We start from the raw sequence: 15,985 nt of genomic DNA, 5'->3' as shown, positions 1-15,985 counted from the left end.
ATATATTGATTAATTATTTATCTTTAATGCTTAAAAAAACTGCAACAATGAAACTAAGAATTACCTTCATTTCTATTTGTGCATCTTTCCTTATGAATGCACAGGTATTGAGCCCCCATGGCCTGAGTAGTGATGATCTTCCCGGAACTACCTTTACCTTAAACACAGAAAACTTCAGGAGAAATATTGATGCCAACAGGAAAAGTTCGAAAAAAATTAATGATCAATCTATCGTATTGACTCTTATTGACGGAACTAAAAAAGAATTTATACTGTCTGAAAATAATCTTCTCAATAAGAGGCTTGATAACATTATAACGTTTGACGGATTTTCAAAAGACAGGCAGGATAAGATAAAGCTTACATTAGTAGGGAATGAAATTTCTGCTATGATCAAGTCTGGTCAGGGATATTATATTATTGAACCTTATAAGACTAAAAAAGGAGAATACCGGATTTATAATTCTTTTGAAATGTTTGGTGAAAAATTTCAGTGTGGAGCTGATGAGAACGATTTCAGAGAAAGCTTAGAGGCGGTAGCCAAAGGGCTGAATGTTCAGAAGTCAGTAACCGGTTTCCCTTATGGAAATACCTTGAAAACATTCAGAATGGCAGTGGCTACCACGGGAGAATTTACCACAGCTCTTGGAAATCAGGATGCTGCCCTTGGAGAATTGGTAGCTATGATGAATCTTATTAACCAGATTTACGAGTCGGAATTATCCATTTCCTTTGCTTTGATTGATAAAACGGTCAATAAAACCTTAATTTTCACCAATGGAGCTACAGATCCTTTTACGGTAGATCCTTCTTTTGCTTCTGCAGCCAACTCACAGGCTGGATTTGATGTTCTCAATACAAACGGAACGCTTCCCTATGCTGATTATGATATTGGACATACCTTCAACATTATGCCGGGAGCTAACGGAAGTGCTCAGGGACAGGCAGGGCCAAGGCCTTGTACAGCCTCTCTCAAAGCGAGAGCCTGGAGCCAGTGGACGCTTTCTATGCCTAAATCATTGTCTGCTAACCTGATTGTTCATGAAATGGGACACCAGTTTGGGGCAGGACATACGTATAATGCTGTAGGAGGAACACCTTCTAGCCCTACATTCTGTACTTCAGGATGGAATGCCGCAGCGGCGGTAGAACCTGGATCGGGGTCTACGATAATGGCCTATAAAAATAACTGTACAACACCTAACGATCAGACGAATACCGGTAATAACGGACTGAATTACTTCCATGCTAAAAGTATTGATCAGGTATTAAATACACTTAGCGTATCTTCTACCTGCTTTAGTTCTGTAGCGGTAGCCAATACACCGCCTTCTGCCAATGCCGGAAATACAGCCATCAGCATTCCGAAAAATACCCCTTTTAAATTGAAAGGAATAGGAAGTGATGCTGAAGACTCCAATTTATCATACACCTGGGATCAGGTAGATGTGGCTACTGCTAATGATAAAGGGGCATTTGGAAGTACGGTCAATGGAAGCGGTGGATATTCTGCAGTAAACAGTACTACCGCTCCTTTGTTTAGATCAGAGCAGAGTACCCTTACCACTGAAAGGTATTTCCCGAAGATGAAATTTGTCCTGGACAATCAGAATACGCCTCCTACCAATGAAGCAGAAGCGCTTCCTCTGGTAGCAAGAACAATGAAGATGAGATTTACAGTAAGAGATAACAGTGTGATTTCAGGAGGGGCAGATTCTGACCAGGTAGTAGTAACGGTGACCAACCAAGGGCCTTTAACGGTGACTTATCCCAATTCAAATGTAGCTGTAAATGCAGATTCTAATATCAACGTAACATGGGATGTTAACCAGACCAATGTTTTAAAAAATATGGTCAATATCCTTCTTTCTACGGATGGGGGAGAAACCTTCCCTTATACACTTGCTTCCAATGTACCCAATAATGGTACGGCTGCTGTAGCTTTACCATTCGTTCCGTATACCGATAAGGCGAGAATAAAGGTGACTGCAGTGATTAATGATTTTGCAGAGTTCTTTGATGTATCTAATACCAATTTTATCATCAATTCGAACTGTAATGCCTTCCATACGATCATTGTAGAAAATGCAAAGGTGGTAACGGCCGCTCAGGGCAGCCAGCAGGCTAATCTTAATTTGCAGCCACAAACACCATCCAGTGATATTTATAATGCTAAAACGCTGACTTTTGATGCAGCTAATATGGGCCCGGAAAACTGGTATATCTACAATCAGACTCAAACAGCTCCTCATTTGCTTGTGTCGGGTTCCAGCATGCTTCCTTTTAGATTTAAGGTGACAGAGACCGGAAGCTATACGTTGAGCTATCCTTCTCCAAGTGGAGTAGCAGTGACCATCTTTAAAGGAAATCAGACCGGAACAGCCAATTTTGTGACGTCAAATGCTGTTTATTCCGGAACAGGTACCAGCTTTACCTATTACAGATCATTCAGTGCCAATTTGGAAAAAGGGGTTGAATATCTTGCCACTACAAAAAATTTGAGTAGTACGCCTGCAGGATCCAGTGTGGTTCTTAGTACTTCGGGGCCTGGGAAATTCTATAATATTATTGATATCCCTGCCGGGGTTAACTATACGTATGCAGCGATTAATTCTGCTAACAATACTATAATTGCCACCAATGCTACTGCAGACTTTACATCATTACCGGTGGGAACCTATACGGTACAGGGAATTTCATTTACAGGAGCTGAAAGTGCTTTGCTTAATAAGACTATCGGTCAGCTTACACAGAGCAAAGTGTGTTACCAGCTAAGTACCAATAGTGTTACTTTAATTATTACTGCAGCTTTGGCCACCCATGATATCGTTAAGAAACAGATCGGGCTGGTTCCCAATCCTGTAAAAGATTATCTTCAGATACATAGTGATGAGAAAATCACTCACTATGAAATTTATGATGCTTCAGGAAGATTAATGGATGCTAACAGTGTAATAAATTCCGAGATTAATTTTTCAAAATTTACTGCCGGAGTTTATATGTTGAAGTTGCTGCACAACAAAACCTTGATCAACCAATCTAAAGTTATCAAGAAGTAAATAGGAAATGAAATTTAAAAAGGGTTATATTTATATAGCCCTTTTTTTTATATAACCAGAGCCTGTTTAAATTTTATTCAGTAATAATTTTATTGCAGATAATTTGACCATATTTTCAGAAGATTCCATTAGAAGCTCATAATTCCGGCATAATCTCCTGTCATTATCAAACCATGAAAATGTTCTTTCAATAATCCATCGTTGATGGGTAGATTCAGACTCATGATGTTGTTTACCATTCCTTATCACGGTTTGAATAATGTAACTAAATTTAATTTTTATTTCTTCAACGATATCTCCTCTGTACCCTCCATCTGCCAGGATGAGCTGAAGGGGAATCAATAAATATTGGAGTGTTTTCATCAGCAATAAAGCCGCTTTAGTATCGTGCATATTGGCTACACTTACCATTACAGCTAATAAAAAGCCATTTTTATCTACCACAACATGCCTTTTAATGCCTTTCACTTTTTTATTTCCATCGAAGCCATTCAGCGAACGATTATTTCCCCAGCGTACACTTTGGCTGTCCATAATTCCTAAACTTGCTTCAGCTTTCTGACCTCTGTTTAGCCGTACTTTTTCTCTTAATTTTGATAGTAATAAATCGAAAATTTCCAGATTGGCCCATTTTGAATAATAGTAATAAACCAATTGCCATTTAGGGAAATCTGATGGCAGTAGTCTCCATTGACATCCGGTTTTTACAATGTAACTGATCGCATTCCAGATAATTATAAGATCATATTTTCGTTTTCTTTCATCAAAATTCAATGTTTTTTTTATAAATTGCCACTGAGCTTGAGTTAAATTAGTTGGGTACATGGTTAGTTTTAGTTTTTATAACCCTAAAATGACAATTTTTATCCAATTTTTAGGCTTAGTTTTTTTTATTTTACGTTTTTAAACAGGCTCTATGACTACTTTTTTTATATTCTGAAAATAAAATCTGAAACCAATAAATGAAAAATATTATAATATTCTTATTGTTTAACTTGTTCTACCATGTACAGCAACAACAGAGTTTTGTTTTTGCTTTCAATCCTAAAAAATTCATTCAGGAAAATAAATTGAAAGAAATCACTGATAGGGAAGTTATTTTTAATCTGTATGATATTTATGGTAAGGAAACAAAATATATTACGAGTAATAAAACCACAGATATTCTGAGAAAAGCAGGAATCTACAGTTTTAAAGGAAAGTCTGAAGACGGGACAAAACTCATCACACTGACCATTGCTTCCGGCAAACTGAGTGGGGCTTATCTGGAAAACGGAAAATCTTATTTTATTGAACCTTTCGATAAAAACTGCAAAAAGAAATATAAGATCTATATAAAGCCTGAAGGAAACTATCAGGTGGGGCAGCCAAATGATTTTGTACCATAAAACATATCATTCCGAAAGCCGTTCCGGAAGCCTGATATTTCTGATATTTTAACTCTTTTTCATAGGGATAATATTATTACATTTTTTTAATTTTACTCTATGAAATTTTCATTTAAAAACGATTATTCTGAGGGATGTCACCCTAATATATTACAGACCCTTTTACAGTGTAATCTTGAACAGCAGGCTGGCTATGGAGAAGATGAGTATTCATTAAAAGCTAAAGAACTCATTAAAGAAAAAATAAAAAAAGCAGATTCAGAAGTCTATTTAGTTTCCGGTGGAACGCAGGCTAATCTGATTGTTATTTCTTCTATTCTAAAACCTTATCAATGTGCTATTTCCGCATCCAGCGGACATGTTTTAAATAATGAAACCGGGGCTATTGAAGCAACAGGGCACAAAATATTAAGCATTGAAACGGAGGATGGCAAACTAAGGCCGTCCGATATTATTCCGGTGCTGGAAAGCCATAAAAATGTACCCCATCAGGTAATGCCGAAGCTGGTATATATTTCCAATTCTACAGAACTCGGAACCATTTACCAGGCCAAAGAATTAGAAGAGCTTTCAGATTTTTGCAGACAGAACCGTTTATACCTGTTTATGGATGGAGCGAGGTTGGGACACGGACTTACTTCAGAAATCAGTGACCTTACCCTGGAAAGGGTAGCGGAATTAACGGATATCTTTTATCTTGGAGGTACTAAAAACGGAGCATTGATAGGTGAAGCTATTGTGATTAATACGATAAGCCTTCAGGAAGATTTTGCATTTAATATCAAGCAGAAAGGTGCTTTACTGGCAAAAGGAAGACTTTTGGGAATCCAGTTTTTAGAGCTGATGAAAGATGATCTATATTTTGATCTTGCAAAGCATGCCAATCAGCAGGCGATGAAAATCAAAAATGCATTCCGCAGCAAGGGTGTTCAGTTTCTTGCAGATACCTATACCAATCAGATTTTCCCTATTGTAAGCAATGAACTTATAGAGGTACTGTCTGAAAGTTTTGATTTTTTTGTCTGGAAAAAAGTGAATGAAGACTTCTCGGCAATCCGTCTCATCACTTCCTGGAATACAGGAGATGATGCTGTGAATAGTTTTATAGAAATTATAAACAGAGAATTATAAAACATAAAAAAAAACAGCCCCAAAATCAGGGCTGTTTTTTTATATATCAGAGACCATTATTTTAGGCCTTTATTCACTGCCTTACAATCTGCTGTATTCAGTTTTTGTCCATCCTGATAGCTGATCTTCTTTTCATCAGCATATTTTGAATGTCCGTCTTCTTCTTTATGATCTCCAATTCCCTCTGTCAATGTATTGTCTTTCTGTAGGAAGTAAATATCCCTTTTGCTTTTTTTCCCTTCAGAGGCAAATTCATAAGTCAGTTTCAACGTATCTCCGGATTTAAAACCTGTGACGTCACCTTTCGAGCTGTCTTTTTCACTGTTTTTATAAGATAATTTCCCAATGATTGTTCCTAAATTATCATCAATAGAAGCAAAAACACTATCTTTTCCGGTTACACCTATATAACAGAATGATTTGGGGCCCAGCGTATCTACTATCGGTTCAGCTACCGCAATGGTGTCTGCTTCCGTTTTTGGAGCAGGAGCTTCTGTTTTCTTATTACAGTTGATCAGAAATGCCGAAACAGCACTCAGTAATATTAATTTCTTCATGTCCTCAGTTGTTTAAATCAAATTTGAACTGCTAAATTAGTGATACTATTTATATATTAAAGAATAATATAGATAAATAAGAATATTTTTCAAAAGTTTAAAAAGATCACTGACTTGGGCACGGAAAATGATTCATAGTATATTATTTTTAAATTCATCACGATGACAATGACCACAAGAATACTAGGATTAGGGATAGTATTGCTAGGATTACATTTTTTAATGGGACAAACACCCCAAAACTATATTTATACTTCGTCGGGAGATCTGCATAACATCGAGAAAATGATCGTGCGAAAAGATATTGGAGGAGTGCAGATTGTCTATAACTGGAGAGCACTGGAAACATCAAAAGATGTTTATGATTTTTCGGGTATTGAAAAAGACTTAGCTTACCTGACTTCTTTAGACAGAAAGCTTTTTATTCAGCTTCAGGATCGGTTCTTCGAACCTCAGGCAAGATACGTTCCCGATTATATTTTAAATGAAAAGGTATATACCGGCGGACTGGTTGCCCAATATGACAATCCGGGTGAGAATAAACCCGTAGGAAGTGGTTGGGTCACCCAGCAATGGAACCCTGCAGTTCGGGAGAGGTATCAGAAACTGATAGAAGCGTTGGCCAAAAAGTTTGACGGAAAGATCCAGGGCATTAACCTTCCGGAAACAGCCATCGATATTGATATGAAAAAAGATAAAACAGGTTTCAGCTGCGACACCTACTTTCAGGCCGAGCTGGATAATCTAAAGTTTGCAAGGAATGCTTTCAAACAATCTTATGTTTTACAGTATGTCAATTTCTTTCCATGTGAATGGGAAAACGATCATCAGTATATGTCCAGATTATTTGATTTTGCAGATAAAAATAATATAGGATTGGGAGGTCCGGATATTGTTCCCAATAAAAATGCCCAGATGAAAAATTCTTATCCATTCTTTCATCAGTATAAAGGAAAATTACCATTGGTAGCCATGGCCGTTCAGGAACCCACCTTAACATATAAAAATCCGAAAACAAAGAAACCTTTTACCAAAGAAGAATTTGTAAGCTATGCTCAGGATTTCCTGGGGGTTCATATTATATTCTGGAGTGTAGAATCTCCATGGCTAAAAGGGTCATGAATGTTATTGGAAAAGAGAGACCGGTAATTTATATTAAACTAAACGTTTTATTTGTCATTCCGTAGGAATCCAGGCGTAGTAGGTTAGGATTTTCTTGTAACCACAAAAGTCACAAAAGTTTTTAAACACTTAAGTTATTAAAGTTTGCAGCTTTGCGCATATAGAGTACACTAAAGTTTTAAGAAAATCTTTGATTTTCATCTTAAGTGTACTTACTTATGCACTATTCTTTTAAACTTGCTAAAGTGTACTAAAGTGTTTTAAATATTTGCAATGTTGAGATTTAAGGACTTTGTTGTAACCACAAAAGTCACAAAAGTTTTTAAACACTTAAGTTATTAAAGTTTCCAGCTTTGCGCATATAAAGTACACTAAAGTTCTGAAAAAATCTTTGATTTTTCACTCTCCAACTCTCCAACCCTCACACTCTCACGCCCTCCAACTCTCTTACACCTTCACCATTCCCCTGAATCCTCTCGCTGCATAATAGGAATCTGCACCATTATGATACATAAAAACGGTATTATAGCGTCTGTCACAGAAAATAGCTCCTCCAAGTTCTCTGATAGAAGCCGGTGTTTTTACCCAGCTTGACGTTTTCTGATCAAATTTTCCGAGTTCCTGAAGCTGGCGGTATTGTTCTTCGGTTAAAAGCTCAATTCCCATTTCAGCAGCCGTATCAATGACGTTGCTTTCCGGTTTGTTGGCTTTTCGGGAATCCCAGGCTTGGTAATCATAGCAGAGGCTTCGGCGTTTAGGGCTTTCCGGGGAACAGTCGAAAAAAAGATATTCGTCTGTTTTTTTGTTATAATCTACCACATCAGGTTCACCTTCTGTGGTTTCCATTTCGTTCAGTGACCAGAGTTTTTCAGGGTTGGCTTCCAGTTTTGGCTGTATTTTCTCCCATTTCAGGTCGTTGTGGCGGTTCATATTTTTCTCAAAGCGTGTTTTTAAAACTTTTAAAAGAGTTTCGCTTTGTTCGGGTGTTAATGCTTTCTTTTTCATGTTAAATTTCGTTTTAATGATGTTTTATTGAGAATGTTTGGGGTTAACTTTAAAGGCACTCATTGCCATAAAAATACGGTTTTAAGGTGTGAAAAATTTTTCTGTGATGAATTTTTTAGTTGGTTAATCGCAAGGACGCAAATTATTATAAAAAATACTGCTTTAGGACGCAAGGATTTTATCTGCGATAAAATTGAATGCTGCTGATCTAAATCCGCAATATTATATTTGCTTTTACTTACTGAAAATCGTTGATTTTCTTGCGTCTTATAATATCCTTGTTGTATTAATCTTTGCGTTTTTGCGTTTTTCCAATATCTAATAGTAAATAGTTGGCTAATCGCAAAGACGCAAATTATTATAAAAAAATACTGCTTTAAGACGCAAGGATTTTATCTGCGATACAATTGAATGCTGCTGATCTAAATCTACAGTATTGTATTTGCTTATCTAATAGTAAATAGTTGGCTAATCGCAAGGACGCAAATTATTATAAAAAAATACTGCTTTAAGACGCAAGGATTTTATCTGCGATACAATTGAATGCTGCAGGTCTAAATCTAAAGTATTGATTTGGTTGTACTTGCTGAAAATCGTTGATTTTCTTGCGTCTTACAATCGCCTTGTTGTATTAATCTTTGCGCCTTTGCGTTTTCCCAACATCTAATAGTAAATAGTTGGTTAATCGCAAGGACGCAAATTATTATAAAAAATACTGCTTTAAGACGCAAGGATTTTATCTGCGATAAAATTAAATGCTGCTGATCTAAATCTACAGTATTGTATTTGCTTTTACTTGCTGAAAATCGTTGATTTTCTTGCGTCTTATAATATCCTTTTTGTATTAAATCTTTGCCTCTTTGCGTTTTTCCAACAACCTTATAGCAGAATGATTGTATGGCATTTTTATCGTTTTATTAATGATTGGTAAAAGCAATTTTTCTGTTGGCAGGTCTGAAATACCATGAAATAAGGACTAAAACCAATAATAATACAGCTGGAAGTGTTCTGGCTGCGGGATCTCCAACAATTAGGTGGGAGATAACTGCTCCTGACATCACAAAGAAAAACCCGGCATAGGCCCATTCTTTTAGTAATAAACGCTTTGGAATAAGGATGGTGATAACGCCTAAAATTTTCCAGACTCCTATGATGGTCATCAGGTAAGCGGGATAGCCCAAATTGGTGAAGTTGGCGAGTTCATCTTTGTTTTTCATAAGCTGGACAATAGCTGTAGAAACCATTCCCAGGGCCATCCAAAGGGTAAATATCCAATAGATGATTTTTGTTCTTTTTTCTGATCGGTTTGATGTTTCCATATTGATTAAGTTTTGTGATTAGTCGTTAAGCCCTTTTCCATCCAGGATTTGAAGGATGCATTTCTCAATTCTTGCTTCTCTTGTTTTAGACTGTTTGGCAGAGGAGAAGTGGAGTAGGTAGGCCCGTTGTCTTCCTTGTGTTAATCCTTCGAACGCTTCTTTTAATGCCAGATTTTCATCTAATCTTTGTTGAAATTCCTCAACCATTTCAAAGTCCTTGGTTTTCTTCATTTCAACTTTTGCCCCGGATTCTTCAATTTCTACAGCTTCAAACATATAGGCCCGAAGTTCTTTTTCAAGATCATTGATCTGTAGAATATCTGTAAAGCGAATTTGCCTTGCCGCCTGTACATTTTCAGATTGCTGAATTAAAATCTGGTCAGGATCTTTCATCAATGCTCCTTTAAAAAAAAGAAGCGCACAATATTCTTTAAAACCATGAATTAAGAAAATATTCTTTCCTTCATAGGTGTAACAGGGACAACCCCATTTTAAATCTTCTACCAATTCGGTACTTAAGGCAATGGTTCTTAATTTTTCAAATTCTTCTTTCCATTGCGTGGCTTTATCGAAGAAAAAATCAACTTTTGGATTCATGTGTTTTAGGTTTGAGGGTTCTGGAGTTCTAGGGTTTCAGAGTATTGGAGTGGAAGAGTTTGAGTGTTTTAGGATGGGAGGGTAAGAGTGTGTGAAGTTTAAAGTGTAATGTTCAAGGTTGTTGTTTTTTCATTGCTAATTGACGATTCACTTGCTAAGCAAAATTCCCTATTGGCATTCACAATGTAAACTATGGCATCCATGTCTCTCCTCTCTTCGTCTATTATCTCTCCGTCTCTCTAAATATTTCCTGTAAACGATTATGCGCCATATTAATTCCCTGAGCAAATGGCATTTTCAGATGCTGATCTCTGAAGTCTACGGATTTATAAATGGTTTGGATCGTAATTTTGCTGGTAGTATCGGTTAATTTTTCAAATTCTAAAAACTCAATCTGAACCGGAAAAGGCGTGTTCTCCATCTGAAAAGTTCTCGTAATTTTCTCATTCTGAACAATGTCATGAATAGTTCCATTAGCGCTGAACACTACATCTCCCTGAGGATTTAAGGTTTCAAAGCGGTAACTTCCGTGTGGTCTGTTTTCAAATTTGGTTACTTTGGTTCCCATCCATTGTTCAAAAAGTTCTGCTTCTGTATAGGCTTTGAAGAGCAGTTCTACAGGAAGATCAAATTCTCTGATGATGAAGATTTCCTGTTTTCCGTCTTCTGCGTGGATTTTTGTTTTAAGTTCCATATTTTGAGGGTTTGGGGTTCGTGTTTCGTGGTGCGGGATGCGGGTTGTTGAGTTTCGTGATTCAAGGTACGTGTTATTGTTTTTCGTGGTGCGGGATTCGAGTTATTGAGGTTGAGGATAGGAGTAAAGGGCTTTTATTTGGTTTTGTATTTGTAAACTTATATTGCTAAACCCCGAACCCCGAACCCCGCATCTCATACCTCGCATCACGCATTTTTATCCTGGTACGCTTTCATCACATCTTCAAGCTTATTGAATTTCTCGTCCCACATTTTGCGGAAGGGTTCTATAAAATTGGCTATTTCTTTCATTTTATGGGGATTAAGGTGATACGTAATTTCCCGGCCGTTTTGTTCAGATCTCAATAATTCACATTCTGTAAGGATCTGGATATGCTTTGAAACAGTAGGCCTTGCCGTATCAAAGTTTGCCGCTATCGCTCCGGCTGTCATCGATTGAGCCGCTACCAACATCAATATAGATCTTCTGGTAGGGTCTGCAATCGCCTGAAAAACATCTCTTCTTAAATTCATTGTGTAGTTATTTGACTACAAATATATGTGTAGTTATTTAGCTACGCAAGTTTTTTTAAGAAATTTTTCTTATGATAACATCAATCGTAAGAAATTTTGTTTATAGATAATTTATTATTTGAATAAAAAATTTACTGGAAAACCTTATCTCCTGCAGTATAGGAATCTATGAGAGTACTGAATGAATCAAGTTGATTACTTAATCGTCTTAATTCTATCAGATGATCCAAAAATTCTTTAGAACCATGATATGGACTTGTACAATGAATTTTATACCCATCATTATAAAAATTATTTAACACTTCGAAGTGTGGATGTTTATATTTTGCATTTTCTCCAGCAGAAGCTATAGCATGTCTTTCATCTGTTTTAATAACATGATCCCAAAATGGTTTATGGTAATTTTTTGATGCACCATGATGAGGCATTTGTCCTATATATAACGATTTTTCAAGTAATTCCTCGTGTGATTTCTCCTTTAATAATCGTTCGAACGTAAGAAGTTCACTATCAGAAGTGAGCAAAAAATAATTATCATTTTTCACAAGGCAGAATAAAGTTGATAAATAATTTGCTCCACTACTTGCAGCTTTCCTGTTTTTTTCAGGTTCACCATTTACAATCTCCATATAAACAGTAGCCTCATCTTGGCCAGGTGATAAGCACTTTAAATAAATATCAGTTGCTAAATCTTCTCTCCAGCCTTCAATAATAGGTGAAACTTTTAAAATGATCCCTGATTTTTTTAGATCCTCTGTTCTTTGTACTAATTTTTGTAAGTCTTCCAACGCAGCTGTATCTATCTCTACCCAATTAAGATATTTATAAAAATCTTTACCAAGTAAAAAAAGTGTGTGTGCGAATTTTTTTATCTTTATACTTTTTGATTCTGCATAATTAAGTAAATCAATCATTCCAGAAAAATGATCGGCATGTGGATGTGATAAGATGATAAAATCAATCTCTTCTATATCTAAAATTTTTAAATGCTCAAGAACAGGATTTAGCTTTCCCTTTTTATTACAGTCAATTATGCCAATTTTTTTTATTCCTGCTTTTTCCCACTCTAATATAATAGAATCACCCTGACCTACATCTTTAAATGTTATTTTCATAGCTTAATCATTATCATCTATAAAGAATGCCGTATCTTTTAATTCTTCAAAATAATCAATAATTTGGAATTTTTGAGATAAATCAGAGGCTTCCTTAAATATCTCAATCTTTCGGCTTCCTAACTCTGTGCTCATTGAAATCCTTATAAAACTTCCTACTTCTAGATCTTCTATTCCTTTAAATAATTCATTGTCAAATTTTCGTACTTGAAATGTAGGCTTTTCCAGATTCAGTAGGCAATTAACGAGTAGACCGTCCTCTTCAATTTCCAAGATTTGTCCGGATATAATATCAGTCAATTTTTTATTATCTGAAGCAGAATTTATTAATTCATCAATTTTAGAATTAAAATCATAAGTATTAAAATCGAAATCTGTTTTTTGCCAAGCTTCAAAATAGGTTGGATATAAGTGAGCTTGTGCAAGTACTGCTAACAATTCACCTTGTTTATCAGTATCTCTTGACCAAATTACAAGAATATATTTTGAATTGGGAGCTATAATTCTAGATATCCATTGTGCAGAAAGCTCAGGATCAAAATTTAGAGCCCCATAATAAAGATCAAGAAATACAAGCTTAACGCTTTCAATAGGCTCAGGAGGAAAATTATTAGCTTCTGGCCTAGCATCGAAGAAAATACTTCCCGCATTGATTTTATCAATAGAATTCTGTAATGGTTCTATTTGAGATTGGATGTCATCTACAAATGCAATTTGAGGTCCAATAGTCATTAGTTTAATTAGTTTTTGTTAAAAATTAATTCAACAATAGCCCCATCATACTTTTCAGGTAATTCTGTGCTATCATTGTTAGTATATATTTTAAGTTTGCCATATTTCATCATGATTGTATCAATAAGATACATACCTATTCCTATACCACCTTCTTTTCTCGAGAAAAAAGGAGTTATTATTTCATGAGTTTCATCTTTGAATCCTGGACCATTATCAGCAATAATTATATGAGTAGCATTTTGTTTTTTAAAGGCTTTAATAAATATTACTTTTTTATCCTTGTTAATAGTATCAAGCCAATAAATACTATTATCAATAAGGTTCATAAGCATTGTAATAGCATATCTTTTATCACAATTAAACATTCCAATATCTTCAGGAATATCTTTTTTTACTTCGATTTTTCTCATATCAAGTTTAAATTGATAATTGCTTATAGCCAATTCAATTACTTCTTTAATATTAATAGGTTTGGTTCCTGCTTGTTTTAGAATAGAAAGTATACCAGATACATACTCATCGAGTTCTTCTATTTGATTTCTTATTCTTTCTGGATCAATAGGAGCGATTTCAACTGTTTCTTCCATTCTAGGAACCAGCTTTTCTATTTCATGTAAAGCCACTGAGGCAGTCATACCAACTCCTGCCGGTATTAATAATGTTTCTTGAGCTTTTTCATAATCATTTTCTATTTGTGTAGCTTCGTTAAGTAACTTCTGTTTTTCTTCTTCATCAATTTCTATGTTATTAACCAAATTCATAAAACTAGAGATACGTTCCTTAAATGAATTCTTTTTTTCTTTTTTATTAAACTGAATCCATTGTTGTCTATCTTTTTGACGTTCTATTCTAAATTGAAGTAATATATATTCAATAACAATTTTGAAAAAATCAAAACTTTCATTATTTAAAAAGCCTTCACGATTAGTCTTTTCAATCAAAGCACCTGAATTTGCAGAATCTAAATATACAAATCCAATATTTTGATTATTTGAGAACCATTCCTTATTATTTACACGCTTTAAGTCTAAGCCGAGCCAATCATTATCTGGTTCACCGTAATCATATACCCTTAAATCATCTTTAAAAACCCGTATACCGTGTTGATCTTTTAATGTTTTTTTTAATACATCAGGTGTATAGGTAACATCTTTTAACGATGGCGAATCAAGGTCATAAGAATATAACTCAATTATCAATCCTCCAAAAGGTAGGGAAGCATTTGCTTTTTCCTCAAGTAATTTTTCAATTTGGCCATCTTCAAATCCTTTTTCTTCATAATATGATCTTAAAAAAGGACGTAAATTTCCAGTTATATTTACACCTTTATCTGCTTTAATTTCTCGTAAACCGATAGTTGGATTATTAGCTAATTTAAACGTGTAATCGAACTGGAGATTATAATCTTTGTCTAAAATTGCCGTGAGTTTATAGGGCGCCTGAAATAATAATTCATCAATTCCTGGAAACCTATCCAGCCAATTATTATAGAAATTTAAATCAATCTGAAATTTTTGGGGATCATTTTTAGGTGAAATCATGGCTAAAGTGTGACGTTTTAGCTGTCTGGCCATTCCTCGGTTCCAAGTTTCTTTTAAATCGGATATTCTAATATAAGTACCTGAATTATTCTGGAAATAAAAACTTTTTTTGTCTGTGTTCTTTTTGTATTCTATATGGATTTCTGATAAATAACTTGATTGAGTAAATACTTTCCAATCAATTTCTATTTCTACTTCATAGTCCAATAATTTACTCTCTATAACATCCCCTTTATCATCAAAAACTAGTTCTGCGGGTCTGCTTATCAGTTGTATTTTATTTCCTAACTTGTGAACGGCAAACCTACCAACTCCTTTTTCACCCATAGGGACTCGCTTAAAAAGTGGGCTTCGGATTATCATTCTTTTTCCAAATTCATCAAAAGGTTTTCTAAAAGCAGTACCAGGTTCAAGCCATACGTCTCTAAGGACCTCCTCTTTCATTCCGGTGCCAGAATCTTTTACAATAATATTAGCCAATTTTGGATTTAGAATATCATTAAAATGAACTTCTACTTTTTTAGCATCAGCATCGTAGCTGTTTTTAATTAATTCATAAATTGCCATTACAGGGTCTTTAATGAGTTCTTCTCCCAATAATGTAAGTATATGTGCTTTAGGTCTAAAACTTGCAGTTAGAACCTCTGTCTCTCCCGAAGGAAATAATTCAATCTCATATTGAGACTCATTTTCAGAGGGTTTCTGTTGTTGTAATTCTGATATATTTGGTCCGTATGGAATTAAAGCATTTGTATGCTGCTTTTCAATTTCAAATTCCTTTAAGAAAGTATCTTTTTCTGCTTCATCTGAAATTTTAAATCCAAAATATTCATTTACGGATTTTTGGCAAATAATAACGAGTTCACCTTCCTTAAAGTGAGTACCAAGACGGGTTATTCGGTATTCATTACGAGTACCTCCTCCATAGTATTTTAGACAACATTTAGAAGTGACTCCATTTGACCATGTAATTTCTGCAAAGCGTTCTTTATTTTGCCCTTTAACTCCAGGTTCATCGAAAAGAAGTTTATACGAGTTTTTAGGTATATAAAGGCCTCCTTGATGGGCACCTGTTGTACCTGCATCATTAGCACTGGTAAATTTACAAAATGAAAATTTACTAGTTTTGACTGTATTGATTGCTGTGTTAAGAGTGTCCGACATTAAAAATGTGTCTTTAATTAAGATA

General features: G+C 35.1%; 14 protein-coding genes. 4 read left to right on the top strand and 10 right to left on the bottom strand.

Annotated elements, in window-relative coordinates; all coding sequences use genetic code 11:
- Nucleotides 1-47 precede the first annotated feature (47 nt).
- On the top strand, nucleotides 48-3,059 hold the full coding sequence (locus DRF57_RS19090) for a reprolysin-like metallopeptidase (protein ID WP_167449388.1): 3,012 nt from the start codon (nucleotides 48-50) through the stop codon (nucleotides 3,057-3,059).
- A 66-nt stretch (nucleotides 3,060-3,125) separates the two neighbouring features.
- Here the strand turns inward: DRF57_RS19090 and DRF57_RS19085 are convergent, their stop codons facing one another.
- Nucleotides 3,126-3,884 (bottom strand): IS5 family transposase, encoded by a 759-nt coding sequence (locus DRF57_RS19085; protein ID WP_115920271.1) that lies wholly within the window; start codon nucleotides 3,882-3,884, stop codon nucleotides 3,126-3,128.
- Nucleotides 3,885-4,021: 137 nt separating this feature from the next.
- On the opposite strand from DRF57_RS19085, the gene DRF57_RS19080 reads away from it, so the two are divergent.
- Nucleotides 4,022-4,447: a hypothetical protein gene (locus tag DRF57_RS19080; RefSeq protein WP_084084113.1), complete on the top strand. Its 426-nt coding sequence runs from the start codon at nucleotides 4,022-4,024 to the stop codon at nucleotides 4,445-4,447.
- A gap of 99 nt (nucleotides 4,448-4,546) precedes the next feature.
- On the top strand, nucleotides 4,547-5,578 hold the full coding sequence (locus DRF57_RS19075; RefSeq protein ID WP_084084115.1) for a threonine aldolase family protein: 1,032 nt from the start codon (nucleotides 4,547-4,549) through the stop codon (nucleotides 5,576-5,578).
- A gap of 56 nt (nucleotides 5,579-5,634) precedes the next feature.
- On the opposite strand, the gene DRF57_RS19070 is transcribed toward DRF57_RS19075, so the two are convergent.
- Nucleotides 5,635-6,135, bottom strand: a complete 501-nt coding sequence (locus DRF57_RS19070) for a hypothetical protein (RefSeq protein ID WP_047495365.1) — start codon at nucleotides 6,133-6,135, stop codon at nucleotides 5,635-5,637.
- Nucleotides 6,136-6,303: 168 nt separating this feature from the next.
- Between DRF57_RS19070 and DRF57_RS19065 the strand changes: the two genes are divergently transcribed.
- Nucleotides 6,304-7,257: a hypothetical protein gene (locus tag DRF57_RS19065; RefSeq protein WP_228450416.1), complete on the top strand. Its 954-nt coding sequence runs from the start codon at nucleotides 6,304-6,306 to the stop codon at nucleotides 7,255-7,257.
- A gap of 447 nt (nucleotides 7,258-7,704) precedes the next feature.
- On the opposite strand, the gene DRF57_RS19060 is transcribed toward DRF57_RS19065, so the two are convergent.
- From DRF57_RS19060 to DRF57_RS19025, 8 genes are all read right to left on the bottom strand, one after another.
- Nucleotides 7,705-8,262, bottom strand: coding sequence for a DUF4256 domain-containing protein (locus tag DRF57_RS19060; protein WP_115920267.1), 558 nt, complete (start codon nucleotides 8,260-8,262; stop codon nucleotides 7,705-7,707).
- Between the two features lie 917 nt (nucleotides 8,263-9,179).
- On the bottom strand, nucleotides 9,180-9,581 hold the full coding sequence (locus tag DRF57_RS19055; protein WP_047493795.1) for a DoxX family protein: 402 nt from the start codon (nucleotides 9,579-9,581) through the stop codon (nucleotides 9,180-9,182).
- An 18-nt stretch (nucleotides 9,582-9,599) separates the two neighbouring features.
- Nucleotides 9,600-10,178, bottom strand: coding sequence for a YdeI/OmpD-associated family protein (locus DRF57_RS19050; RefSeq protein ID WP_115920265.1), 579 nt, complete (start codon nucleotides 10,176-10,178; stop codon nucleotides 9,600-9,602).
- A gap of 223 nt (nucleotides 10,179-10,401) precedes the next feature.
- Nucleotides 10,402-10,872, bottom strand: a complete 471-nt coding sequence (locus DRF57_RS19045) for an SRPBCC family protein (RefSeq protein WP_115920263.1) — start codon at nucleotides 10,870-10,872, stop codon at nucleotides 10,402-10,404.
- Between the two features lie 206 nt (nucleotides 10,873-11,078).
- Nucleotides 11,079-11,405 carry an ArsR/SmtB family transcription factor gene (locus tag DRF57_RS19040; protein WP_115920261.1) on the bottom strand — a complete coding sequence of 109 codons (327 nt, stop codon included), beginning with the start codon at nucleotides 11,403-11,405 and terminating at the stop codon, nucleotides 11,079-11,081.
- A gap of 131 nt (nucleotides 11,406-11,536) precedes the next feature.
- Entirely contained in the window at nucleotides 11,537-12,520 is a 984-nt protein-coding gene (locus DRF57_RS19035) for a ComEC/Rec2 family competence protein (RefSeq protein ID WP_115920259.1), read from the bottom strand.
- A gap of 3 nt (nucleotides 12,521-12,523) precedes the next feature.
- A complete protein-coding gene (locus tag DRF57_RS19030) occupies nucleotides 12,524-13,252 on the bottom strand; it encodes a hypothetical protein (protein ID WP_115920257.1) in 729 nt (242 codons plus the stop codon).
- 8 nt (nucleotides 13,253-13,260) lie between these two features.
- Nucleotides 13,261-15,960 (bottom strand): EcoRII N-terminal effector-binding domain-containing protein, encoded by a 2,700-nt coding sequence (locus DRF57_RS19025; protein WP_115920255.1) that lies wholly within the window; start codon nucleotides 15,958-15,960, stop codon nucleotides 13,261-13,263.
- Between the last annotated feature and the right edge of the window lie 25 nt (nucleotides 15,961-15,985).

Origin of the sequence: Chryseobacterium rhizosphaerae (genome assembly GCF_003385455.1) — a bacterium.
Classification (GTDB): Bacteria; Bacteroidota; Bacteroidia; order Flavobacteriales; family Weeksellaceae; genus Chryseobacterium; species Chryseobacterium rhizosphaerae.
Note: the sequence above shows the minus strand (reverse complement) of the source record. Positions and strands in the feature narration are given on the sequence as shown.